Source organism: Actinoplanes sp. NPDC023801, from assembly GCF_040639655.1.
Taxonomy (GTDB): Bacteria; Actinomycetota; Actinomycetes; order Mycobacteriales; family Micromonosporaceae; genus Actinoplanes.
Genome location: NZ_JBFAAI010000027.1, coordinates 1 through 20901, shown reverse-complemented (window position 1 = coordinate 20901; position 20901 = coordinate 1). Strand labels below are relative to the sequence as shown.

The following is a 20901-nucleotide window of genomic DNA, read 5'->3' as shown; positions in this document are numbered from 1 at the left end:
CATCGACGGGGTACGTCCTGCAAGCCATCGAAGGGTTTCTCATGACCACCTATGACAGCACCGTGGGCGCTCGGCCGAACATCTCGACCGGCGGCAGCGACCGGGTGAAGCAGGCGATCGACCGTACCAAGGAGACGGCCGCCGTCCAGACCGTGCGCAAGCGCCCGGTCGTGTCGTCGGCGACCGCTCTGGCCGTCGCGGCCGTTGCCGTGGCCGGCGTGGTCGGTGGCCGGAAGTACGCGCAGTCCCGCCGTCCGCGCAGCCGCTGGCAGCAGCTGCTCGACCGGGTGCGCTGACAATCAACGACGGACGCTGCCCGGCGGGGCATTCCACCCCGCCGGGCAGCGTTTCGCACTTCCGGCGCATGATTCTGGTGCATCCCGCCCTGGCGCCGGGTGGCCGGTGATACGGATCATGACGGTATGAGGGAGCACTTCGACGTCCTGATCGTCGGCGCCGGGATCTCCGGTATCGGTGCCGGGCGTTATCTGCGGACCGAACTGCCGCGGAAGACGTTCGCCATCCTGGAGGCGCGGGGTGCCTCCGGCGGCACCTGGGATCTGTTCCGCTATCCGGGCATCAGGTCCGATTCCGATCTGCACACCTTCGGGTACGAATTCAAACCGTGGCGCGACGAGGAGTCGATCGCGGACGCACCGCGCATCCTGGCGTACCTGCGGGAGACCGCCACCGAGAACGGTCTCGACGAGCACATCCGCTACCACCACCGAGTCGTCGGCGTGTCCTGGTCGACGGCGGACGCTCGCTGGACGGTACGGATCGAGGACGGCCGCGAGTACACGGCCGGCTGGCTGTTCTGCGCGGGCGGCTACTACCGTTACGACGAGGGCTACACGCCCGGCTTCCCGGGACGTGACCGCTTCGGCGGGACGATCGTGCACCCGCAGCACTGGCCGGACGACCTCGAGATCGCGGGCCGGCGGGTCCTGGTGATCGGCAGCGGCGCCACCGCGGTGACCCTGGTGCCGGCGATGGCGGACACGGCCGCGCACGTGACGATGCTGCAGCGCACCCCCACGTACATCATGCCGGTGCCGAAACGGGACGTGATCGCCAACGCGCTCAAGAGGTATCTCGGCCCGGAACGCGGCTATGCCTGGACCCGGCGCAAGAACATCGCCCAGCAGAAGGCGATCTGGTCGTTCTGCAAGCGGTTCCCCGGCACCGCCCGCAAACTGATCCGCTGGGTGAACACCCGGCAGCTTCCGGCCGGCTTCCCGGTCGACGAGCACTTCAATCCGCCGTACGACCCGTGGGACCAGCGACTGTGCGCGGTACCCGACGGAGACCTGTTCCGGGCGATCCGCCACGGCCGGGCCGACGTGGTCACCGACCGGATCGCCACGTTCACCGAGACCGGGGTGCTGCTGGAGTCGGGCCGCGAACTGGCCGCCGACGTCATCGTGACCGCAACCGGCCTGAACGTGCAGGCGTTCGGCGGCATCCCGATCACCGTCGACGGCACCCCGGTGAACCTCGCCGGCACGGTCGCGTACAAGGGCATGATGCTCTCCGGTGTGCCGAACCTGGCCTACGCCATCGGGTACACCAACTCGTCCTGGACGCTCAAGGTGGGCCTGCTCTGCGAGCACTTCTGCCGTCTGCTGAGACACATGGACGAGCACGGGTACGACGTGTGCCGCCCCGAACTGCGCGACCCGGACATGCCGACCCGCCCGTTCCTCGACTTCGGCGCCGGATACATCCGCCGGGCCGTCGGCCAGTTGCCCCGGCAGGGCGACCGGATGCCGTGGCTGACCTCGATGGACTACCACGGCGACGTGAAACTTCTGCGGACCGGTGACGTCACCGACCCGGAACTGCATTTCAGCCGGGCCGCCGGATCGGGGTCATCCCCGAGGCCGGGTACACCGGAGGGCGACCGGATCGGCGACAGAACTTAGGGCGCCCCTCGGGGACTGCACCGGATCCGCGTGTTCTCCCTGGAAAATAGCCTTCTCGTGTGCCCAGGAACCAACCTCGCCGGTGGCCGATCAGCCTGGTCCGCCTGTTCGCGGCGATCACTCTTCTGCAGGTGCTGTTGCAGGCCGCCTTCGCGGGCGGCTTCATCAGCGGCCGCATCGGCTACCTGAACGCCCACAGCGTCAACGGCTCGGTGCTCGTCATGACCGTGATGCTCCTCGGCGGGTCCACCGTCCTGCTGTTCCGCCCGGCCCGCGGCCCGTGGTGGCCGATCCTGATCAGCGCCCTGCTGTGGTGGTTGTGCGCGATCCAGGTCGGTCTCGGATTCGCCCGCGTCGTTGGCGTCCACATCGCGCTCGGCGCGGCGATCACGGCCCTGAGTACTGGTCTCCTCTGGTGGTCGCTCGGTTACCGGCAGCGGGTCGCGGCATGAGGCTGTCCCGCCGCGGCGTCCTCGCCCTGACCGGCGCCACCGCGGCCGCCGCCGCCGGATGCGGCCGGCCCGCCGACGGCCCCGGCACCGGCGAGCTGCTGACCAGTGACCTCCCGCTGCCCGGCCGGTTCCGGGCGCCGCTGCCGATCCCCCCGATCGCCCGGCCGGTCCGGGTCACCGCCGGCACCGATCACTACCTCGTCACCCAGCGCGTCGCGGACGTCGAGCTGCTCCCCGGCGTCACCACCGCGATCTGGGGGTACGACGGAGTCTTCCCCGGGCCCACGTTCCGCGGCCGCAGGGGACGGCGGATGGTCGTCACGGTCCGCAACGAGCTTCCGGTGCCGACGTCGACACACCTGCACGGCGGTGTCACCCCGGCCGAGTCGGACGGCTTCCCCACCGACCTGATCCTGCCGGCCGGCTACTCCCCCGCCCCGCCCGGCCACCACAGCGCCACCGGCCGGCACCACCACACCACCCGCGACTACACGTACCCGATGACGCAGCGGGCCGCGACGCTCTGGTACCACGATCACCGGATGGACTTCACCGGTCCGCAGGTCTGGCGCGGCCTGGCCGGGATGTTCCTGGTCACCGACGAGGTGGAGGACGCGCTGCCGCTGCCCCGGGACGACCGTGACCTGCCGTTGATGATCTGCGACCGCTCGTTCGCCGCGGACGGCTCGCTGAAATACCCGCAGCGCGACACGCACCGCCCGGGCGCCGACGGCCTGTTCCACGCCGGCATCTTCGGCGACGTCATCCTGGTCAACGGCGCGCCCTGGCCACGCGCCGAGGTACCCGCGGTCCGCCACCGGCTACGGCTGGTGAACGGCTCCAACGCCCGCCGTTACCGGCTGTCGTTCTCGGCCGGGACGATCATCCAGATCGGCAGCGACGCCGGGCTGCTCGCCGCTCCCCTGCCGCGCGAGGACGTGCTGCTCGCGCCGGGTGAACGCGCCGACGTCATCGCCGACTTCACCGGGCTGCCGGCCGGCACCGAGGTCACCGTGACCAATACCCTCGGTGCGGGACCCACCAGCGACGTCATGCGGTTCGTGATCACCGGCCCGGCCGCCGACGATTCGTCGGTGCCGGCCCGTCTCGGCTCCGTCGAGACGATCGACCGGGCGCGGGCGGTCAGCGAGCGGCAGTTCGACTTCCGGTTCGGCCAGGGGCGATGGACGATCAACAACCAGCCGTACGATCCCGCGGCGAGCCTGTGCGCGCCCCGTTTCGGCACGGTCGAACTGTGGCGGTTCACCAGTGACTTCCACCACCCGGTCCACGTGCACATGGCCCACTTCCAGGTGCTGTCGCGCGGTGCGAGCGGGCCTGATCCGGCGGACAGCGGCTGGAAGGACACCGTCGACGTCCGCCCGTACGAGACCGTCCAGGTACTTGTCGACTTCACCGGGCACCGCGGCCGGTACATGCTGCACTGCCACAATCTCGAGCACGAGGACATGGCCATGATGGCCAACTTCGACATCGTCTGACGTCGTCGCGAGGAGGAGCCATGGCGCGGTCGCACCATTACGAGGTGACGGTGAGCTGGACCGGGGAGACCAGCTCCTACCGATCCTACGAACGCGCCCACGAGGTGACCGCCGGCGGCAAGGCGCCGATCGCGGGCAGTTCCGACCCGGCGTTCCGTGGCGACCCGGCCCGGTGGAACCCGGAGGAGCTGCTGGTCGCCTCGCTCGCCCAGTGCCACATGCTGTGGTTCCTGCACCTGTGCGCCACCGAAGGTGTGGTCGTCACCGGCTACATCGACAACCCGGCCGGGACCATGGTCGAGACCGCGGACGGCGGCGGGCAGTTCTCCGAGGTCGTGCTCCGGCCCCGCGTGGAGCTGGCCGACCCCGCCCGGGCGGACCAGCTCCCCGGCTTGCACGAGCGTGCCCACCAGCTGTGCTTCATCGCCCGTTCGGTGAACTTCCCGGTCCGGCACGAGCCGGCCTGAACCGTTCCGCGCGGCGCGACGTTCACCCCTGTGTCGGCTGTTTCGTACCCCTGTCTCAGCGCCGCTGAGACAGGGGTACGAAACAGCCGGGGAAAAACGTCATACTCCCGGATTAGCGTCACCGATGAGTTCGAGGCCTCCGGCCGGTCCCCATTACCGGGAGCATCAAGCCCACATCCGAGAACGTCGCGCTGAAGGAGGAACCACGATGACCACCATGCTCACCGCCGCTCGCGCCGAGGCTCTGTTCACCACCGGTCTGGCCACCGGAAGCCGGCCCACCCTCGAAGTGGCCGACGAGGCCATCCGCACCGCCGTCCGCACCCGCGGCGGCACCCGGGCCTGCGCCGGCGACGTCGCCGCCGAATTCGGTGACCACCCCGAGCTGGCCCTCCCGCGGATGCGCTGGGCGCTCGCCACCGTCAGCCTGCTCTACCCGCCTCGCGGTCGCCGGCAGCGCTGGGCGCTGGTGGCCTGATGCCTGTCAGCAGCACCGGGCTGAGCAGGATGAGCAGCCCGGCGACGGCGATGCCGGTCCGTGCGCTCGTGACGTCGGCGAGCAGCCCGCCCAGCCCGCTCAGCAGCGCGATGCCGGCGCCGGTGCCGATCGACCAGGCCGTCAGCGTCCGGACGGCACGGCCGGAGGGCGTGTTCTCCAGCCGGTAGGTGGCCATCACCGGGTTGAACAGGCTCATGCTGATGATGATCGCCAGCTCGACGGCGATCACCGTGAGCAGCCCGGCCGGCCCCGGCTGCACGAAGGCGAGACCGATCAGCCACACCGCCCGGAGCGTCCCCACAACCCGCAGGATCCGGTGGGTGCCGTGGCGCGCGACGACCCTCCGGGCCAGGCGGGAACCGATCAGGCCCCCGAGGCACGGTACGGCGAAGGCGAGCCCGTACTGCCAGGGCGGGAACCCCAGTTCACCAAGCATCAGCACGGCCAGCAGCGGTTCGGTCGCCATGATCAGCCCGGCGACCAGCACCTGGTTGAGATAGAGCGCCCGAAGCCCCGGATGGCGGAACAGGTGCCGCCAGCCGTCGAGCACGTCGCCCATCCGCATTCCGCCCTGTACCGCCCGCGGCGGCTCCTCCCGATCCCGGATCGCGACGAGACCCAGCGCTGACAGCAGGTAACTGACCGCGTCGGCGACCACCGTCGTCACCGGCCCGAGCAGTCCGATCGCCGCACCGCCCAGAGGCGGGCCGACCGCGATCGAGCTCCAGTTCGTCGACTCGAACCGGGCGTTCGCCACCAGCAGGTCCGACGGGTGGACCAGCTTCTTGAGGTACGCGCCGGCCGACGACTGGAAGGCGATCCGCGCCGCCGCCACCACCGCCGCCACGAACAGCAGCTGCACGAACGTCAGCCGCCCGAGGGCGTAGGTGACCGGGATCGTCATGAGCGCCGCGAACCGTACGACATCCATCGCGATCATCACGGGTCGTTTACGGCGCGCCTCAGCCCACGGTCCGAGCGGCAACGCGACGAGCGCACCGAGTGCCGGTCCGACCGCCGCGAGCAGCGACACCTGGGCCGGTCCGGCGTCGAGCACCAGTACCGCGATCAGCGGCAGCGCCCCGAACCCGAACGCCGAACCGTAGGCGCTGACCGCGTACGACGCCCACAGCCACCGGAACCCGCTGTCGCTCAACCCGCCTTCGGCCACGCGACATCAAACCAGGACCGGGCCCGCACCCGTGACGCCGAGGCCCGGACCCGGATCGCCGGCTACGACCCGCAGACCGGCCTCGGGGTCGCCGAGTCGGCGGCTCGCCCCGAGATGGCCGGGCAGATCTCCGACCAGGCCGCCGCCTCGGTCGCCGCGCGCGGCATCCGGAGTCCCGGCAACGACCACTGACCCGCCGGCGCCGGGCCGAGGCGGCTCGACCCGGCGCGGGCGGGCTGACGTCAGGGCAGTTCGGACGGCCGGTGGGTGGTGGTGCGGTCGCCGGCATGCACGGTGACGGTCAGCGCGTCGACCTCGCCGCCCTCGGCGCCCGGCCACCAAGCAGCCCACCAGCCGGCCTTGACGCTGGCCTGCACGGTCCCGCCGCCGTCGAGCCGGACCTCGACCGCGGTGACGTCGGGGGCGGCCAGACCGACGATGTTCGACCACTGGTCGTCGCCGTCGCCGTAGGAGCTCATCGTCTCCAGGTTGACCGTGCCGGACGGCGGCAGCGGCGGGGCCGGCGTGTCGGTCAGGCCCATCGAGGCGGCCTGGTCGTCGTCGCCGACCAGCAGGCACTCCACGATGCCGTCGCCCTTCCGCATGATCAGCAGGGTGGCGTCACCGCGCTCTTCGGCGAGCAGCACGTCGGCCGCGGTTGCGGTGGTCGTGCCACCGACCTCCCCGGCCGCGCAGGTGCGGGCCTGCGGCATCACCTGGTCGCCGGTGCGGGCGGTCGGCATCGCGGTCCACGACGCGATGGCCTGCTCGGCGGCGCCCGGCACCAGCGCCGGCACCGCGACCGCCGCGAGAGCACCGACCGCCATGGCCCCGGCACCGGCGATCAGCCAGCGGCGGGCCGGCCGCCAAGCGGTCCGGGCGGCCTCACCGGCCATGGTGCGCTCGATGAACGCCTGCGAGCGGGTCCACTCCATGGCGCCGGGCTCGCGGTCGCGGGCCGGGTCGAGCACGGCGAGACGGTCCAGGTCGTTCATGCGCTCATCCATGACTGCTGCTCCTTGACGGGTACGACGGGGGTGGCAGGTTCCAGGGCGGCCTGCAGGCGCTTACGGGCGCGGGTGAGCCGCATCGCGAACGTCGACCGCCGGCAGTTCAGGACGGTGGCCGCCTGATCGGAGGTGAGGCCGTCGAACGCGACGAGAGCGAGCACCTCGCGATCGGCCGGGCTCAGGCTCCGCCAGGCACGTTCCAGATCGATACGGGCGGCGGCGCCGGCGGACCCGTCCGGCACGTGTGACCCGGCGCCCGCCATCCGTACGTCGAGCGCCTGCCGCCGCAGCCACCCGCGGGTCTGGTTGGCCATGGTCCGCCGGGCCACCGCGAACAGCCACGGCCGGGCGTCGGCGGGGATCTCGGCGAACCGCCGCCAGGCGGTGAGGAAGACGGTCGACACGACATCCTCGGCCTCGTCCGCCGGGATCCGCCGTTCGACGAATCTCAGCAGGTCGGCGAACGTGTCCCGGTGCAGTGCCCGGAACCTCTCCTGTTGGTCCATGCCCCCTACCTGTCCGGGAGGCGGCGGTCTGCCACACCCCCGCACCGACAATTCCATGTCCGTGTTCGGCCAGAGGCTTGATTCATGACTGTCACTATGTTTTAGCTGTCATGTGCCCACGACCTCTTTGACGCCGTCCCAGCTCGACGACCTCCGAGCGAAGTATCGGGCCGAACGGGACCGGCGGATCCGGCCAGGTGGCGGTGGGCAGTACCGGCCGGTGACCGGCGAGTTCGGCTACTACGCGAAGGACCCGTACACCGAGCGGGTCGAACGGGAACCGGTGACCGGCCGGGTCGAGGCGACGGTGGTCGGCGGCGGGTTCGGCGGCCTGCTGACCGGCGCCCGGCTGCGGCAGGCCGGGATCCCGGACATCCGGATGGTCGACGAGGCGGGTGACTTCGGCGGCACCTGGTACTGGAACCGCTACCCCGGCATCCACTGCGACATCGAGGCCACCGTGTACATGCCGCTGCTGGAGGAGGTCGGTTACGTCCCGAAGTGGCGGTATGCACCCGGTGAGGAGATCCGGCAGCACGCGGTCGCGATCGCGAAACGGTTCGACCTGTACCAGCACGCCCTGTTCCACACCAAGGTCGTCGACCTGCGCTGGGACGACGACGCGGCGGAATGGACCGTGACGACCGACCGCGGCGACGCCTTCCGGTCCCGTTTCGTGGTGCTGTCGTCCGGCCTGCTCACCCAGGCGAAGCTACCGGGCATTCCGGGCATCGAGACGTTTCGCGGGCACACCTTCCACACCAGCCGCTGGGACTACGGCTACACCGGCGGTGACCAGTCCGGCGGCCTGCACAAACTCGCCGACAAGCGGGTGGCGGTGGTCGGCACCGGGGCCACGGCCGTCCAGGTCGTGCCGCACCTGGGTCGCGACGCCCGGCAGCTGTACGTCTTCCAGCGCACCCCGTCGACGGTCGACGTCCGCGACAACCGGCCCACCGACCCGTCGCTGCTCGCCGGGCAGCGACCGGGCTGGCAGCGGGAACGGATGGACAACTTCCTCACCATCGTGAGCGGCGGGCACGCCGGCACCGACCTGATCGACGACCGATGGACCGCGACGGCGAAACTCCAGCGCCGGTTCCTGAGCGGCACCCGGTCCGCGCTCACCGAGGAGGAACTGGAGCTGGCCGACTTCGCCACGATGAACGGCATCCGGGCCCGCATCGACGAGGTGGTCACCGATCCGGCCGTCGCCGAGCTGCTGAAACCCTGGTACCGGTACATGTGCAAGCGGCCCACGTTCAGCGACGAGTACCTGCAGACGTTCAACCGGCCCAACGTGACCCTGGTCGACACGGCCGGCCACGGCGGCATCACCGCGATGACCGAGACGGCCGTGGTCGTCGGCGACACCGGGTACGAGGTCGACTGTGTCGTCTTCGCCACCGGGTTCGAGGTCGGCATCTCCGGCGTCCTGTCCGGGACGCTGCAGGTCCACGGGCGCGGCGGGCAGAACATCTTCGAACACTGGGCGAGTGGCTTCCGTACGCTGCACGGATTCTTCTCCCATGGTTTTCCGAACCTGTTCCAGCTCGGCCCGGTGCACAACGCGAACGCCGTGAACTTCGTGCACATCCTCCACGAGCAGGCGATCCAGATCGGTGCGATGGTCGGCGCGGCGTACGAGCGCGGCGCCCGGCGGATCGAGCCGAGCCGGGAGGCCGAGGACGCCTGGGCCGCCACGATCGAAGCGAACGCCCACGACACCTTCCGGTTCCAGAGCGAATGCACGCCCGGCTACTACAACAACGAGGGTGACCCGCTGCCGATGAGTTTCTCCTTCGGCCCCGGCCCGATCGTCTTCCACCAGCTGCTGCGCACATGGCGCACCGACGGAAGCCTGGAGAAGGTGCTGTGGAACGACTGACCGCCCCCACCCCGCTGCGTGGCTCGAACGGGATCAGCTTCGGCCCGGACGGGCGCCTCTACGTCGCCGAGTACCTTCCCGGCCGGATCAGCGCGGTCGACGTCAGCACCGGGCGCACCGAGGTGGTCGCCGGGCCGGACAGCCCGCTGCAGTCACCCGACGACCTGGTCTTCGACGCCGACGGGACGATGTACGTCACCGACGTCGCCCCCGGCCTGGTGTGGCGACGGGAACCGGGCGGCGGGTTCACCGTGGCCGCCGACGGCCTGAAGAACCCCAACGGCATCGCCGCGCTCGGCCACCGGATCTTCGTCAACGAGATGACCTTCTCCGGGCGCCTGCTGGAGATCACCGACGGAACGAAAGTGCTGGCCGAGGGCCTGATGATGGGCAACGCCATGCAGTTCGGCCCGGACGGGTACCTCTACTACCCGCACATGTTCCCGGGCGAGGTCTACCGGATCAGCCCCGACGGCGGCACGCCCGAACTCGTGGCCGAGGCCGCGCAGACGGTCGCCGTCCGATTCGGCCGTGACGGGGTGCTGTACGTGCTGTCGATCGACGAGGCGGGCACGATCGTCCGGATCGACGGTGACGAGCGTACCGAGATCGTCACCGGCATCGCCGGCCTGGACAACGCCGCCTTCGACGCCGGCGGCCGGATGTTCGTCTCCAGCTTCGCCTCCGGCGGCATCACCGAGATCCTTCCCGGCGGCACGCTGCGCGAGGTGGTGCCGCGCGGCCTCGCCGGGCCCTACGGCGTCACCGCCGGCGCGGACGGCACGGTGACGGTCGCCGACCACTACCGGATCGCCGGGATGTACCAGCCGTTCGCCCACGCGCTCGCCGCCGACGGTGACCTGCTGCACTTCACCTCCCAGTACGGGCAGGCCGCGACGTTCGACCGGGCCACGGGGGCCTCACGAACAAGGGCGGAAAATCTCGATCAACCCCAGGGCATCGCGGTACGGCCGGACGGCACCCTGCTGATCGCCGAGGCCGGCACCGGTCGCGTCCTGGCGATCGCGCCCGACGACACGAGAACGGTCGTGGCCGAGGGCCTGGGCCGCCCGGTCGACGTCGCGCTCGACGACGGCGGCCGCTGCCACGTCACCGACGCCGACCGGGGCGCCGTCTACCGTCTCGACGACGGCAAACCGCTGGCGCTGGCCGAGGACCTGCACACCCCGCAGGGCCTGACGTTCAGCGGCGGCCGCCTGTTCGTCGTCGAGGCGGGCCGCCGCCGGCTGGTCGAGGTCGGACCGCCGTCCCGGGTCGTCGCCGCGGACCTGCCGGTCGCGGTGCCCCGCCCGGTCCAGCCCGCCCTGTTCGCCGAGGGCCTGCCCGGCGTGCCCCGCCAGTTCGCGGCCCTGGCCACCGCCCCGGACGGTGCCCTCCTGCTGGGTGCCTCCGGCGACGGCAGCGTCATCCGCATCACCCCGCCGTAGGCGGCCCGCCCGCACTGAGCGACCGCGCCGGCGTCCGGGCGTTCCTGCCGGGGACCCGGCGGCGTATCGCTTCTCCTAGGGTGGGGGCGGTGGTCGAGGACCACCATCACCGGGGGGAGTGCTCGTGACAGGCCGCTTCGTGTACTGGATGAACGTGTCCGCCGACCTCAGGATCGAGCAGGTTGCGGGTGAGCAGGGCGGCGGCGCGTGGATGCGGATCGGGGAGCCGCTGCACCGGGAGTTCAACGCGCGGGCGCGGGCGCTGTCGCTCATGGTCCAGGGACGCACCGTCTACGAGACGATGGAGGGGTTCTGGCCAGGGGCACGCGACGACGACTCGTTGCCCGGATACCTGCGCGAGTACGGCGAGATCTGGACCTCGATGCCCAAGGTGCTCGTCACGCGCACGCGTACCCACGCGGAGCACAACACGCGGGTCGTCAACTCCGACGACGCCATCGGCATACTGGCGGATCTGCGAGCCCGGACCGACGGTGACATCGGCGTCGGCGGCGCCACCCTGGCCACGGCGCTGCTAAGAGCGCGACTGCTCGACGAACTGCTGCTCTTCACCCACCCCGTCATCCTCGGGGCCGGCCGGCCGTTGTTCGACGGTCACGACGAGCCGCTGGAACTGGACCTGCTCGAGCACGCCTGCTTCGATCAGGGCGTGACGCTGCACCGCTACGCCGTGCGTAACGTGCAGGCATGACCACGACCACCGGGCTCGCCGCGCTGACCTGGCCGCTGCACACCGACCGGCTGACGTTGCGGCCGGCAACCGCGGACGACACCGGCGCCACCTGGCAGTTCCGCCGCCGCGAGGACGTCAGCCGCTGGATCACCCGCGCCCCCGCCACCCTGGACCAGCACCGGGCCTGGTTCGCGTCCCCGGACAATCTCGCCAAGGTCCTCGTGATCGAACGCGACGGTGCGGTCATCGGCGACCTCATGGTGAAGATCGAGGACGCCTGGGCCCAGGCGGAGGTCGCCGAACGCGCCCGCGGTATGCAAGCCGAACTGGGATGGGTGCTGCACCCCGGGCACGCCGGCCACGGATTCGCCACCGAGGCCATCCGGGCACTGCTCCGGCTCTGCTTCGAGGATCTGCGGCTGCACCGTGTGACGGCCACCTGCTTCGCCGCCAACGAACCGTCCTGGCGCCTCATGGAACGCGTCGGGATGCGCCGCGAGTTCCACACCGTCCGGGACTCCCTGCACCGGTCCGGCGAATGGCTCGACTGCTTCGGCTATGCCCTGCTCGCCGACGAGTGGCGCGGTCCGGCCTGACCATGCCGGCGGCACCTGGCGGCCGGCGTCACGTGTAGGGCGGCGATCTCGTGGAAACCTCCGTGAGGTGAACGCCGGACCGACCGTGCACGCCGCAGCGACCACCGCCTCACCGTCCGCGTGGGCGCCGCTACGGGTCGCGGCCTTCCGTGCTCTGTGGCTGGCGCTGCTGGCCAGCAACATCGGTACCTGGATGCAGACGGTCGGCGCCCAGTGGCTGCTCGTCGAGGAGTCCGGCACCGACACCATGGTGGCCGTGGTGCAGACCGCGAGCACGCTGCCGATCGTGCTGCTCGCGATGCCGGCCGGCGCGCTGGCCGACATCTTCGACCGGCGGCGGCTGCTGATCGCCGTCCAGGTGTTCCTGACCGCGGCCGGCGCGCTGCTCACCGCCTTGACGGTCGCCGGGCAGATGCCGCCGACGCTGCTGCTGACGCTCACCTTCGTGCTGGGTGCCGGGCAGGCGCTGACCGCGCCGGCCTGGCAGTCGATCATCCCGGACCTGGTGCCGCGGCCGCAGCTGGCGTCCGCGTCGGCACTCGGTGCGATCAGCATGAACCTGGCACGGGCGGTCGGCCCGGCGGTGGCCGGTGTCCTCATCGCACGAGCCGGCGCGGGTGTCGTGTTCGGTTTCAACACGCTGTCGTTCGCGGTGTTCGCGCTGGTGCTGTGGCGGTGGCATCCGGCTCCGGCGACCGGCTCCGGCACGCCGGAGCGGTTCGCGGCCGCGGTGCGTTCCGGTGGCCGCTACGTGCGGCATTCGCCGGTGGTGCGGCGCATCCTGTTGCGTGCCGGGCTGTTCCTGGTGCCCGGGAGTGCCCTGTGGGCGCTGCTGCCGCTGGTCGCCAGCCGCGGGCTCGGGCTCGGCTCCGGTGGTTACGGCATCCTGCTCGGCGCGGTCGGTGCGGGTGCGGTGGCCGGTGCGTTGCTGCTGCCCCGGCTGCGGGCCCGATGGTCGCTGAACCAGCTGCTGCTGATCTCCGGGGTCCTCTTCGCCGTGGTGCTGGCGGTGCTCGGAACGGCGGGGTCACCGGCCGCCGCGGTGGTCGCGCTGCTGCCGGCCGGTGTCGCCTGGGTGATGGTGCTGTCCAGTGTGAACGCGGCGATGCAGCTGTTCCTGCCGAACTGGGTCCGGGCCCGTGGTCTCGCGATCTACCAGATGGTCTTCGCCGGTGCGCAGGCCGCCGGCGCCCTGGCCTGGGGTGTCGTCTCGGACGTGTGGGGCCTGTTCCCGGCTCATCTGGCGGCCGCGGCGCTGATGCTGGCCGGTGTCGTGACGTTGCGCTGGTGGCCGCTGCGCGACACCAGTGGCCTGAACCGGGACCCGGCCGTCTACTGGCCCGAACCGCACCTCGAACTCGACCCGGACGATCACGGCGGTCCGGTGCTGGTGCTGGCCGCCTACCGGGTCCGGCCCGAACGGGAGGCGGCGTTCGTCGAGGCGATGGCGGGCGTACGCCGCAGCCGGTTGCGTACCGGCGCCGAACGCTGGGGCCTGTTCCACGACGGTGAACGGCCCGGCCGGCTCGTCGAGGCGTACGTGGTGCCCAGCTGGGACGAGCACCTGCGTCAGCACGGCGGCCGGCTGACCGGCGCCGACCGGGCCGTCGAGCAGCGGGCACTGGATCTGGCCGACGGCCCGCCCGAGGTCAGCCACCTGCTGTCCACCCACTGAGGCGGGCCGGGGACGGTGCCGTCGTCCTTCAGAACCGCATCCACCGGAGGGAGCGCCGCAGACCGCGCGGCCGGCGGCGCTGAGCGAGTGCGCGGCGGTCGGCCCGACCAGCGCGGGCGGTTCGCCGCCAGCGAGGCGCTGTAGATCGGTGCGGTTCCGGCCAGGTGCAGCAGCGAGTCGGCCCGCTCGTGGGCCCGGCGGAAGCCGTCCTCACCGTCGCGGTCGAGCCGCCCGCGCAACGGTTCCGTGTCACCGAACCGGCGCGGCATCGCCTCCGGCAGGTGCTCGCGTGCGGCGGCCAGCCAGCGGTCGGCGATGCCGGAGGCACGGGCGGCGGGTTCGTACCACCGCACGATCAGGACGTCTCGCCGGCGGTGGCCAGCTCGGCCAGGCGGTTACGGATCCGGTCGGCCTCCGGCATGCCGAGGTCGGTGTAGAGGGCCAGCGCCCGCCGGTAATGCTCGGCGGAGCGGGCGACGTCACCGGAGGCGTGATGGGCGTCGGCGAGGCCGGTGTGGGCGCGCGCCTGCTGCTGACGGTCGCCGATGTCGACGGACATGGCGTGGGCGGTGCGGTGGTGGGTGATCGCGTCAGCGTGCCGGCCGGCGAGGTGGGCGGCTTCGCCCAGGCCGTTGAACGCCCAGACCTCGCCGTGCGGGTCGCCCGTCTCCCGGTGGAGGTTCAGAGCGTGCCGGAAGTACCCGGTGGCTCGCTCCGGCTGTTCGATCCGGGTGTGGAGGCCGCCCAGGCTGTCCAGGGCCCAGGCCTCCCGGTCGTGATTGCCGGCCGACCGGTGCAACGCCAGGGCCTGCTCCAGGTGATCGGTGGCCTCCCCGTACCGGCCCAGCAGCACCTCCACGTCGCCGAGATTGCTCAACGCCTGCGCCTCGCCGGTCCGGTCGCCCCTCTGCCGGGACAGGGTCAGTGCCTGTTCGTAGTAGTCGATGGCCGGCCGGTACTGTCCCAGCCGTTCCTGCGCGACGCCCAGGTTGTTCAACGTGTTCGCCTCGCCGGTGTGGTCACCGGTCCGGCGGAACAGGGGCAGGGCGCGTTCGTAGTAGTCGGTCGCCGTACGGTAACCGCCCTGCCGGTCGTGGACGACGCCGAGATTGATCAGCGCACGGGCCTGCCCGACGAGGTCACCACCCTCCGAGCTCAAGCTCCGCGCCCGCCGGAAATGTTCCGAGGCCTGGGCGTACCGGCCCGCACGGGCGTGCGCGGCACCGAGGTTGATCGTTGCCTCGGCCTGTCCGGCCACGTCCGCGGCGTCGGCGGCGGCGTGACACGCGTAGCGATGAATGGTTTCGGCGTCGGTGTGGTAGCCGCCGTCGAGGTAGCGGAACAGGGTGGTGGCCAGGCGGACGGTATGGGCGGGCCAGCCGTGTGTGGCGGTGTGGGCGGCCACGGCCACCAGGGTGGCGCGTTCGTCGTCCAGCCAGGTGCGCGCGGCCTCGGGATCGGTCAGGGCGGGAACCAGGACGTTCACCGCGTCGATACGCGGCCGCCGGTGCGTCTCCGCGGGATACAGGGTGTCCATGGCCGCCGCGGCGGCGGCTGAGTAGTAGTCGAACAGCCGGGTCAGCGCGGTACGACGTTCGGTGGGCCGTTCCTCGTCGCCGGCCCGGACCACGGCGTACATGCGGACCAGGTCGTGGAACGAGTACCTGCCCGGTGCGGCCTGCTGGAGCAGACGATCGCCGTGCAGGCGATCCAGGCCGGCCCGGGTGGTGGCGAGGCCGGCGCCGGTCAGCGCCGCCGCGGCGCCGGCGTCGAAGTCCTGACCCGGGTGCAGCGCCGCCAGCCGCAGCAGCCGCTGTTCGTCCGGCGGCAGGTGCTGGTAGGACAGGTTCAGGGCGAGTTCGACGCCGGTGTCCAGCCGGTGGTCGCGGTGGCGTTCGTCGAGCCGGTCGGCGTGGTCGGTCATCGTCCAGCCCGGGGTGCCACGGATGTGCGCGGTGACCAGACCGAGCGCCAGGGGCAGGTTCCCGCAGCGCCGGGCGATCCGGGCCGCGGCCTGCGGATCCGCGCCGGCCGGAACTCCGCGCACCGCGGCCAGCAGGAACGCCCCGGCCTCCTCGGCGGTGAAGACGTCCACGGTGAGATGGGTCGCCGGGCGCAGGTCGGCGAGGTTGCGCCGGCTGGTGACCAGAGCGAGGCAACCCGGTGTGGCGGGCAGCAGGATGCCGGCCTGCTCGGCGCTGGCGGCGTTGTCGAGCACCACCAGCGTCCGCGTGCCGGCGAGCCGGTCACGGTACATCGCGGCACGGCCGTCCAGATCGTGCGGTATCTGCTGACCGGGGACCTCGAGCAGGCGCAGGAACCCGTCGAGGACGGCGGCCGGGTCGGCCGGTGGCTGAGCCGGGTCGGGATGGAACCCACGCAGGTTGACGAACAGCACCCGGTCGAACGGCTGATCCCGGTGGAACAGGTGTCCGGCGTGGATCGCGAGTTGCGTCTTGCCGACTCCGGCCATCCCCTCGATCGCGGAGATCACCACGGCGTCACCGTCCCGCGCGGCCTGCCGCAGCCGGTCCAGCTCGGCGGTGCGGCCGGTGAACCCGGCCAGATCCGGGGGCAGACTGTCCTGGACCCGGACCTGGGACGCCGCCTCGACCTCCCCGCCGAGGACCCGCAGCGCCTGGCGCCACTGGGTGACGTACCCGGTGTCGGGGTGCAGGGCGTGGACGATCGCGACCACCAGGTCGGTGTTCAGCCGTCGCCGGCCGGACTGGAAGCAGTGCGCAAGGGTGGACTTGCCGACCAGATCACCGGCCGGCCGGCCGGCCCTGGTCCAGGCGGCGTTGACGCGGCCTTTGATCGTCTCGTAGGAGGGGTCCCCGGCCCAGATCTTCAGCCGCCGCAGGTGTTCGATGAGGTCTTCGAGGTCACGGGCCTGGGACGGATCGGGCGGCGTCGTGAACGGCTGGGCCGGAGTGATCGGCGGTTCCCCTGAGGGCATCGCGCTCCCCATAGATCAAACTCGATGTCGTGCCCGCTCGAGGCTAACGACTTCCGAGTGGTGACCACAAGGGACCGGGGTTCGGCTAGCGCTTGACGGTCCCGGTGGTGGTGCCGGTGATCTGATGGGCGAAGCAGAGCACGCCGGGGTCGCCGGAGAAGCCGATCTCCTCCATCCGCGCGGTGAAGACGATGTAGGGGGCGCCGACCGGCCGTTCCTGACCGGCGTACTCCTTGAAGCGCAGTTCGCAGCCGGCCTCCGCCGCGGTGGCGGGGTCGGCGGCGCCGGCGGGCAGGTCGAAGACGCCGACCACCTCGCTGCTGTGCGGTGACGAGCAGGGCAGCGCGTCGACGTACCGGCCGGTCTGCCCCTCGAGATCTTTGACGCAGTCACCGGCGCGCAGCTCGCGCAGCGAGATGGACCGCTCGCCGCGGATGGCACCGGCGGTGTCCCGGTCCGGGCCGTCGGTGGCGTCCCGCACCACCGCGACGATGATCGCCCCCACGATGACCGCCAGGACGAGTCCGCTGATGGTCAGGCCGGCGATCGCGTAGAACTTGCCGCGCCGGTCACCGTTGCGGCGGCTCTGCACCAGACCGATGATCCCGAACACGATGCTGAGGAAGCCGCCGCCGAGGCAGAGCAGGGCGAGGGACAGCGACGCGATCGAGAAGCCGTTGGTCTTGCCGTTCCACTGCGACTGCTGCGGCGGGGGCGCGTAGTAGGCAGGCTGATGCTGAGATTCCACCGGGGCACCGTACCGGCTTGATCAATTCGTCGCATGTCAATACCCCCGCGCGGCATCACGTGCGTCAGAGGGCGGAACCGATATGCCGCAATCATCGACACTTCTCGATAGAAATGGGGTGTCCCTGTCCCCGTCCCCCGGAGGAAGCCATGCTGATCCGCAAGATCGCGGCGGCCGTCTTCGCCGTACTGACCCTCGGCGGCGTGCAAGCGGTCACCGCCGCCCCCGCTACCGCGGCACCCCGCATCCTGTACTACGACGCCAGCCAGGCACAGGAGTTCCGGTCCGTCGTGGACCAGGGCGCCCAGATCTGGAACAGCCGCGTCACCAACGTGCGCCTGCAGCCGGTCACCGCCGGCCGGACCCCCAACATCCGGGTGTACGCCGACAACGGCTGGCCGCGCGCCTACACCAGCACACTGGGTAACGGCTACTGGTACATGGGTCGCCAGGCCGTCAACCAGGGCTACTACAAGCCGCGGATCGCCGCGCACGAGTTCGGCCACCTGCTCGGCCTGCCGGACCGGCGGACGGGCCTGTGCGCCGACCTGATGTCCGGCAGCAGCGCGCCGGTGAGCTGCACCAACCCCAACCCGAACGCCCGCGAGGCGTCCACCGTCAACGCGAACTTCGCGAGCGCGGCGGCCGTACCGGCCCGCACCTTCGTCTGGAGCGGCAGCCCGCAGTGAATCGCCGCCGGGCGAGGCCACCGGCCTCGCCCGGCACTAGGATCCGGGCATGGAGTGGGTACGGGTCCCGGCCGCCGACGCCGGCGAGCAGGAGATCATCGAGTTCGCCCACACCTACGACGGGTACGGTCTGCACACCGGGCAGCCCGGCCTGGCCCAGCGCGTCCACGACGAGTGGGAACGCACCGGTGACCCCGGCGACGACCTCGACGTGCTGCGCGCCTGCCTGTTCTTCGAGGTCCGCGCACATCGGCACAGCGGCGGTCGTGGCCGCTTCGCCCAGCAGCCGTTCGCCGCCGCGCTGCTCGCCCGCATCCGCGTTCTCGCCGGCCCGACCGTCCCGGTGCATACTCCCGGAGCCGGCTGAGCCACGGTTCCCGGTCCTGCGCCTTGCGGTTCTGCAGGACAATCCTGCGGTGAGATCACGTACGACAGCGGCGGCTGCCGGCCTGGTGGGGCTTGCCGCGACGGCCGAGCTGATGCTGCGCCGAAGCCGGCCACGGACCACCTACGGCCGCTACGCCGACTGGCTTCATCCCGGCGGCCTGCCGGCGAGACCGTTGCAGGCGCTCGCCAACAGCCGCGCCGCCCGGGCTGCGTGCGAGCGGTTCCCCGTTCCGGCGATGGTCAGCGACATCACCGACGTGGTGTACGTCAACTACGTCGTACCCGCCGCCCGGCTGCTCCCGCTCGTACCCGCGGGCCTGCGACTGCAGCGGGTCGGTCCCGGCCGCGAGTGGGCCGTCTTCACCTTCCTCACCTACCGGCACGGTCATCTCGGCCCGCCGATGTTCGGACGGCTGCGCCAGCTGCTGCCGTCACCCGTACAGACCAACTGGCGTATCTACGTCGTCGATCCGCACACCGGACATGCCGGCGTGCACTTCGTCACGACAGCCGTCGACCGGCCGGCACACGCGCTCGGGGCCCGCCTGTTCTGCGAGGCGCTGCCGATGCACCTGCTGCGCCGCGCCGCCGTGGGGGCGGCGGGCGATGCCACGGTCGGGCTCGTGCTGGACCCCGGACTCGGCAGCGGCCCCGACGCCGAAGCGTTGCTGACGTTCGCCCCGGCCCCGGCGGACGGTCCGTGGCGCTCCGCGTTCGCCACCTACCAGGACATGGTGAAGTACGTGGTACCGCAGGACCGCGCCCTGTCGGTGCAGGCATGGCATCCCCGCGTCACCCGTCAGGAGATCCGCCTCGACCTCACCCCCGGCGACTGCCTACCCCTCACCGGGCCGGTACGGTCCCGGGCGGCCCGGGCGATCGTCGGTGACGCCGAGCCGTTCAGCTTCTACGTACCCGAGGTGACCCTCAGGTTCGACAGCGAGGAACACTACCGCCTTCCACTCGGCAGCCCTCCACCCGGCGACCTACCGCCCGGCGGCCCTACACTCGGCGGCCCTCCGCTCGACGGCTCGAGTGCCTCCGGGTAGGACCTTGCAGATCCTTGACGAAGCGCGCCTGAGCAGCACCGAGTTTCATCGACTTGATACTGCGGCTCTCAGCGCGGGATCGCCCGCTGATGACGCATTGAGTCATTCCGGACAAATGGTCATCCTCCGCATCGAGCATTGCTGCACGACGGCCCGCCAGATGATCAGCCGTGATGAGAAGAGGCACTCGCTCCACATCTGCACTTGCGCCAACGTCACCGGATGTCCGGGCTGCGAGCCGGCCATACCGCTTCTAATACCGCAGCAGGGAATCTGTTTCCATGCCCGGTAAGGGCCCGCTGGGCGTAGTGACTGTTTTGCTACTTCCTGGTGTCGACGCCGGCAGGCGGAAGGCAAGGCGGCGGACGTCACTGCTCCGCAAATAGCTGACCGGTAAGGTTCCGGCGTGCCGATCCGCTCACTTGCCGTCATGGAGGCCTTGGCGAAATGGGCCGACTTCCCGGTTCACCATGAACGCCGCCCCATCGTGCTCCCCGGTATCAGCACCGGCGAATGGCTGCGGGCCAACCCCCACTGGCGCGCGGACCTGACCGACCTCGGCGCCGCCTTGCATGACGAGGAGGATCTTCAGCCCTCCTTGTTCGCCGACGCATTGGCCTACTGCGAGGGTCTGGAACTGCCTCCCGGGCGACGACTGGCCCCTCTCATCCGGGGTGACGGGCCATTCGTCACGGACCGAGGCGTGCGCTTTCTCCCGGCGTGGATGATATTCCGGGACGACGGCGCACACCCGTTCATCGTCATGGATCCGCAATTCGAGCACGATCGAACCTGGTGGCCGCCGGGACTGCGCAGCAACAGGAGTCGAGCAGCATCGCTCGCGGCCGACGGCCGCACACTGACCTTCCGCTTCAGTGCGGATCCCGGGCTCCACCATCCAGGCGCCAAAGTGCACGAGACGGAAACGGCAGTCCTCGTCGAACCGGTGGGGATACGAGAACGGTACGTTGCCTTCGATTTCATGGCTGATCGCGAACTGACACTTCGCTTGGACGCACCCTCGGCAACCGCGTCCTCGTCTCCACCGGCTACGGCCACGGCCATAACACCTGCGGCGCCCCCATCGCCGTCACCGCATCCGCCACTGGAGACATCTTGCACGCGGAGGCCGACGAGACCTCTTAGTAGGACTTTGTTAGGTCGGTACGGTGTGTCGCTTGTAGCTGTTGGGTGAAGGTGTTTGGCTGCGCGGCGTGGATGAGGGTGCGCTGGCTC

At 71.1% G+C, this 20901-nt stretch carries 21 protein-coding genes; 14 read left to right on the top strand and 7 right to left on the bottom strand.

All coding sequences use genetic code 11. The annotated features are described in order from the left end of the window. Positions 1-41: 41 nt before the first annotated feature. From AB0G04_RS34155 to AB0G04_RS34130, 6 genes are all read left to right on the top strand, one after another. Positions 42-296, top strand: a complete 255-nt coding sequence (locus AB0G04_RS34155) for a hypothetical protein (RefSeq protein ID WP_360991448.1) — start codon at positions 42-44, stop codon at positions 294-296. 126 nt (positions 297-422) lie between these two features. Next, entirely contained in the window at positions 423-1925 is a 1503-nt protein-coding gene (locus AB0G04_RS34150) for an NAD(P)/FAD-dependent oxidoreductase (protein WP_360991445.1), read from the top strand. A 59-nt stretch (positions 1926-1984) separates the two neighbouring features. Continuing rightward, the gene (locus AB0G04_RS34145) at positions 1985-2377 is read left to right on the top strand and encodes a hypothetical protein (RefSeq protein ID WP_360991442.1); all 393 of its coding nucleotides are present in this window, start codon (positions 1985-1987) and stop codon (positions 2375-2377) included. Then, positions 2374-3879, top strand: a complete 1506-nt coding sequence (locus AB0G04_RS34140) for a multicopper oxidase family protein (protein ID WP_360991439.1) — start codon at positions 2374-2376, stop codon at positions 3877-3879. The genes AB0G04_RS34145 and AB0G04_RS34140 overlap by 4 nt, the downstream gene beginning before the upstream one ends. 20 nt (positions 3880-3899) lie before the next feature. Further along, positions 3900-4346, top strand: coding sequence for an OsmC family protein (locus AB0G04_RS34135; RefSeq protein ID WP_360991436.1), 447 nt, complete (start codon positions 3900-3902; stop codon positions 4344-4346). Positions 4347-4554: 208 nt separating this feature from the next. Next, positions 4555-4824 (top strand): hypothetical protein, encoded by a 270-nt coding sequence (locus tag AB0G04_RS34130; protein ID WP_360991433.1) that lies wholly within the window; start codon positions 4555-4557, stop codon positions 4822-4824. On the opposite strand, the gene AB0G04_RS34125 is transcribed toward AB0G04_RS34130, so the two are convergent. The 3 genes from AB0G04_RS34125 to AB0G04_RS34115 all read right to left on the bottom strand — a co-directional run bounded on the left by AB0G04_RS34125 (position 4769) and on the right by AB0G04_RS34115 (position 7532). Beyond that, positions 4769-6001 carry an MFS transporter gene (locus tag AB0G04_RS34125; RefSeq protein ID WP_360991430.1) on the bottom strand — a complete coding sequence of 411 codons (1233 nt, stop codon included), beginning with the start codon at positions 5999-6001 and terminating at the stop codon, positions 4769-4771. The genes AB0G04_RS34130 and AB0G04_RS34125 overlap by 56 nt on opposite strands. A 257-nt stretch (positions 6002-6258) precedes the next feature. Beyond that, positions 6259-7023, bottom strand: a complete 765-nt coding sequence (locus AB0G04_RS34120; RefSeq protein WP_360991427.1) for a hypothetical protein — start codon at positions 7021-7023, stop codon at positions 6259-6261. Further along, the gene (locus AB0G04_RS34115) at positions 7008-7532 is read right to left on the bottom strand and encodes an RNA polymerase sigma factor (RefSeq protein ID WP_360991424.1); all 525 of its coding nucleotides are present in this window, start codon (positions 7530-7532) and stop codon (positions 7008-7010) included. The genes AB0G04_RS34120 and AB0G04_RS34115 overlap by 16 nt, the downstream gene beginning before the upstream one ends. Positions 7533-7644: 112 nt before the next feature. On the opposite strand from AB0G04_RS34115, the gene AB0G04_RS34110 reads away from it, so the two are divergent. The 5 genes from AB0G04_RS34110 (at position 7645) to AB0G04_RS34090 (ending at position 13833) form a co-directional block, all read left to right on the top strand. Then, positions 7645-9420, top strand: coding sequence for an NAD(P)/FAD-dependent oxidoreductase (locus tag AB0G04_RS34110; RefSeq protein WP_360991421.1), 1776 nt, complete (start codon positions 7645-7647; stop codon positions 9418-9420). Further along, positions 9408-10868: a hypothetical protein gene (locus AB0G04_RS34105; protein WP_360991418.1), complete on the top strand. Its 1461-nt coding sequence runs from the start codon at positions 9408-9410 to the stop codon at positions 10866-10868. Before AB0G04_RS34110 ends, AB0G04_RS34105 begins: the two co-directional genes overlap by 13 nt. A 124-nt stretch (positions 10869-10992) precedes the next feature. Further along, the gene (locus AB0G04_RS34100) at positions 10993-11580 is read left to right on the top strand and encodes a dihydrofolate reductase family protein (RefSeq protein WP_360991415.1); all 588 of its coding nucleotides are present in this window, start codon (positions 10993-10995) and stop codon (positions 11578-11580) included. After that, positions 11577-12158, top strand: coding sequence for a GNAT family N-acetyltransferase (locus tag AB0G04_RS34095; protein WP_360991412.1), 582 nt, complete (start codon positions 11577-11579; stop codon positions 12156-12158). The genes AB0G04_RS34100 and AB0G04_RS34095 overlap by 4 nt, the downstream gene beginning before the upstream one ends. A 67-nt stretch (positions 12159-12225) precedes the next feature. Beyond that, positions 12226-13833 (top strand): MFS transporter, encoded by a 1608-nt coding sequence (locus tag AB0G04_RS34090; protein WP_360991409.1) that lies wholly within the window; start codon positions 12226-12228, stop codon positions 13831-13833. On the opposite strand, the gene AB0G04_RS34085 is transcribed toward AB0G04_RS34090, so the two are convergent. From AB0G04_RS34085 to AB0G04_RS34075, 3 genes are all read right to left on the bottom strand, one after another. Continuing rightward, positions 13728-14186: a hypothetical protein gene (locus AB0G04_RS34085; RefSeq protein WP_360991407.1), complete on the bottom strand. Its 459-nt coding sequence runs from the start codon at positions 14184-14186 to the stop codon at positions 13728-13730. The two genes, AB0G04_RS34090 and AB0G04_RS34085, sit on opposite strands and share 106 nt — an antisense overlap. A 2-nt stretch (positions 14187-14188) precedes the next feature. After that, the gene (locus AB0G04_RS34080) at positions 14189-16792 is read right to left on the bottom strand and encodes a tetratricopeptide repeat protein (RefSeq protein ID WP_360991405.1); all 2604 of its coding nucleotides are present in this window, start codon (positions 16790-16792) and stop codon (positions 14189-14191) included. Between the two features lie 85 nt (positions 16793-16877). Further along, positions 16878-17540: a hypothetical protein gene (locus AB0G04_RS34075; RefSeq protein WP_360991402.1), complete on the bottom strand. Its 663-nt coding sequence runs from the start codon at positions 17538-17540 to the stop codon at positions 16878-16880. A 149-nt stretch (positions 17541-17689) separates the two neighbouring features. On the opposite strand from AB0G04_RS34075, the gene AB0G04_RS34070 reads away from it, so the two are divergent. From AB0G04_RS34070 to AB0G04_RS34060, 3 genes are read left to right on the top strand one after another with little or no spacing between them, the layout of a single operon-like run. Beyond that, positions 17690-18229 carry a snapalysin family zinc-dependent metalloprotease gene (locus AB0G04_RS34070; protein ID WP_360991400.1) on the top strand — a complete coding sequence of 180 codons (540 nt, stop codon included), beginning with the start codon at positions 17690-17692 and terminating at the stop codon, positions 18227-18229. A gap of 49 nt (positions 18230-18278) precedes the next feature. Continuing rightward, positions 18279-18596 (top strand): hypothetical protein, encoded by a 318-nt coding sequence (locus AB0G04_RS34065; RefSeq protein ID WP_360991398.1) that lies wholly within the window; start codon positions 18279-18281, stop codon positions 18594-18596. A gap of 49 nt (positions 18597-18645) precedes the next feature. Then, on the top strand, positions 18646-19665 hold the full coding sequence (locus AB0G04_RS34060) for a DUF2071 domain-containing protein (RefSeq protein ID WP_360991395.1): 1020 nt from the start codon (positions 18646-18648) through the stop codon (positions 19663-19665). A gap of 418 nt (positions 19666-20083) precedes the next feature. On the opposite strand, the gene AB0G04_RS34055 is transcribed toward AB0G04_RS34060, so the two are convergent. After that, entirely contained in the window at positions 20084-20449 is a 366-nt protein-coding gene (locus tag AB0G04_RS34055; RefSeq protein WP_360991392.1) for a hypothetical protein, read from the bottom strand. Positions 20450-20901: the final 452 nt, after the last annotated feature.

Bases quoted from the DNA above. Each gene is read 5' to 3' on its own strand.
- AB0G04_RS34155 (WP_360991448.1), top strand. From the start codon at position 42: ATGACCACCTATGACAGCACCGTGGGCGCTCGGCCGAACATCTCGACC.
- AB0G04_RS34150 (WP_360991445.1), top strand. From the start codon at position 423: ATGAGGGAGCACTTCGACGTCCTGATCGTCGGCGCCGGGATCTCCGGT.
- AB0G04_RS34140 (WP_360991439.1), top strand. From the start codon at position 2,374: ATGAGGCTGTCCCGCCGCGGCGTCCTCGCCCTGACCGGCGCCACCGCG.
- AB0G04_RS34135 (WP_360991436.1), top strand. From the start codon at position 3,900: ATGGCGCGGTCGCACCATTACGAGGTGACGGTGAGCTGGACCGGGGAG.
- AB0G04_RS34130 (WP_360991433.1), top strand. From the start codon at position 4,555: ATGACCACCATGCTCACCGCCGCTCGCGCCGAGGCTCTGTTCACCACC.
- AB0G04_RS34120 (WP_360991427.1), bottom strand. From the start codon at position 7,023: ATGGATGAGCGCATGAACGACCTGGACCGTCTCGCCGTGCTCGACCCG.
- AB0G04_RS34115 (WP_360991424.1), bottom strand. From the start codon at position 7,532: ATGGACCAACAGGAGAGGTTCCGGGCACTGCACCGGGACACGTTCGCC.
- AB0G04_RS34095 (WP_360991412.1), top strand. From the start codon at position 11,577: ATGACCACGACCACCGGGCTCGCCGCGCTGACCTGGCCGCTGCACACC.
- AB0G04_RS34080 (WP_360991405.1), bottom strand. From the start codon at position 16,792: ATGCCCTCAGGGGAACCGCCGATCACTCCGGCCCAGCCGTTCACGACG.
- AB0G04_RS34070 (WP_360991400.1), top strand. From the start codon at position 17,690: ATGCTGATCCGCAAGATCGCGGCGGCCGTCTTCGCCGTACTGACCCTC.
- AB0G04_RS34065 (WP_360991398.1), top strand. From the start codon at position 18,279: ATGGAGTGGGTACGGGTCCCGGCCGCCGACGCCGGCGAGCAGGAGATC.